Origin of the sequence: Actinophytocola sp., assembly GCF_036402745.1 — a bacterium.
Lineage (GTDB): Bacteria > Actinomycetota > Actinomycetes > Mycobacteriales > Pseudonocardiaceae > Actinophytocola.
Window position 1 is genome coordinate 1 of the sequence record NZ_DASWSJ010000345.1, and the last position, 1,852, is coordinate 1,852.

At 70.2% G+C, this 1,852-nt stretch carries 2 protein-coding genes and 1 pseudogene; 1 reads left to right on the plus strand and 2 read right to left on the minus strand.

Annotation, left to right across the window (positions count from 1 at the left end; translation table 11 throughout):
- The coding region (locus VGD70_RS31280) for an LON peptidase substrate-binding domain-containing protein (RefSeq protein ID WP_331087728.1) at window positions 1–510 on the plus strand (510 nt) is incomplete at its 5' end.
- Here VGD70_RS31280 and selD read toward each other — a convergent pair.
- Window positions 511–1,494, minus strand: a complete 984-nt coding sequence (selD, locus tag VGD70_RS31285) for a selenide, water dikinase SelD (RefSeq protein ID WP_331087730.1) — start codon at window positions 1,492–1,494, stop codon at window positions 511–513.
- Between the two features lie 5 nt (window positions 1,495–1,499).
- Window positions 1,500–1,852, minus strand: a pseudogene (locus VGD70_RS31290) (polysulfide reductase); the annotation flags it as partial.

The following is a 1,852-nucleotide window of genomic DNA, read 5'->3' on the forward strand; positions in this document are numbered from 1 at the left end:
TATGAACTCGGTGACCGGGTGTTCCGCTCCCTCTACGGCACCGGCTGCGCGGCGACGATCTCCGAGATCACCCTGGAGGCAGGCGACGACGGCCCGGTCGAGGTCACGCTGACCGGCAATCGCCGCTTCAAGGTCGCCGAGCTCGACAGCGGCGGCGACTACCTGATCGCCGACGTCGAATGGCTGACCGAGGAGCCCGGCGACGACCCGCTCGGTACTGCGACCGTGGCGGTCCAGCGCTTTCGTCGTTACGCGGCCGCCATCTCCGAGATCAGCCAGCCGGGCCTGCACATCGCCGGCCTCCCGGACGAACCGGGCACACTGTCCTACCTGATCTCGGCCGCCATGACCCTGATGACGCCGGATCGCCAGAAGCTCCTCGAGGCGAGCGACACCACCACCCGCCTGGCCATCCTGGTCGGCCTCCTCGACAGCGAACTGGCCGCCATCGCGGCACTTCCGTCCCTCCCCGCCACGGACCTCCCCTGGTCCGAGATGTCCCCCAACTGATCAGCGGACGACAATCCCCGGCGGGCCGGCGACCAGTTCGCCGATGACCGGGTGGCCGGGGAGTTCGCCGGCGACGAGCAGGCCGCCAGAGGTCTGGGCGTCAGCGAGCAGGAGCAGTTCGTCCTCGGACACCGAGGCGGTCAGCGAGTCCCGGACCCAGTCGAGATTGCGGCGGCTACCGCCGGGGACGAAGCCCGCGGCCAGTGCCTGCCGCGCGCCGTCCAGATAGGGAACCGCGGAAGCGTCGATGACAGCGCCGACGCCGCTGGCGCGGACCAGCTTGAGCAGGTGACCGAGCAGTCCGAACCCGGTGATGTCGGTCGCACAGACCGCACCGGCGGCGACCGCCGCGCGGGAGGCGTCACGGTTCAAGGTGGTCATCGTCGCGACCGCCTGCTCGAACACCTCGCCGGTCGCCTTGTGCCTGTTGTTGAGGACGCCGAGCCCGAGCGGCTTGGTGAGCGTGAGCGGCATACCGGCGCGGCCGCTGTCGTTGCGCAGCAGCCGGTCAGGGTTTACCAGCCCGGTCACCGCCAGGCCGTACTTCGGCTCCGGGTCGTCGATGCTGTGGCCGCCGGCCAGGTGGGTCGCAGCCGCGGCGCAGACGTCGGCGCCGCCGCGAAGTACTTCGCCGGCCAGCTCGAACGGGATCCTGTCTCGCGGCCAGGAGAGCAGATTGACCGCCACCAGCGGATCGCCGCCCATCGCGTAGACGTCGGACAGCGCATTGGTCGCGGCGATCCGCCCCCAGTCGTAGGCGTCGTCCACAACGGGAGTGAAGAAGTCGGCAGTCGCGACCACCGCACGATCACCATCGATCCGCACGACAGCCGCGTCGTCGCCGTGCTCGACGCCGACCAGCAGATCCCCGGTGGCACGGCCCGCGGGCAAGCCGCCGACGATCCGCTCCAGCTCACCAGGCGGGATCTTGCACGCGCATCCGCCACCGGCCGCGTACTGCGTGAGGCGGACCGCGGCTTCCACACCCGTCACGAACTGCTCTCCTTGCGCGCCATTCGTTCCTTCTGCGGTACGACGACGTACTTCGGGTCGCGGGCCGAGGCCAGCCCTGCCTGGAACACTCCGAAGCGGGTCAGCACGGACCCGCCGAGGTAGGAAGCACCGGCCACGCTGGAAATGAGCCGCGACCGCCGGCCGAACGGAGTGAGCGCCACGCCGACCGCTGTCAGAGCCCGGGCTACCTTGAGCAACACTCCAGGACGGCCCTTCTGGTAGACCTCAGCATGCAGGCCGATCCGCCGCAGCATCGCTTCCGTCGCGGCCAACTCGACCGCACCCCCGACCATCGCCATCCGCCGACCTGGGCCGGCCTCGTCCAAGG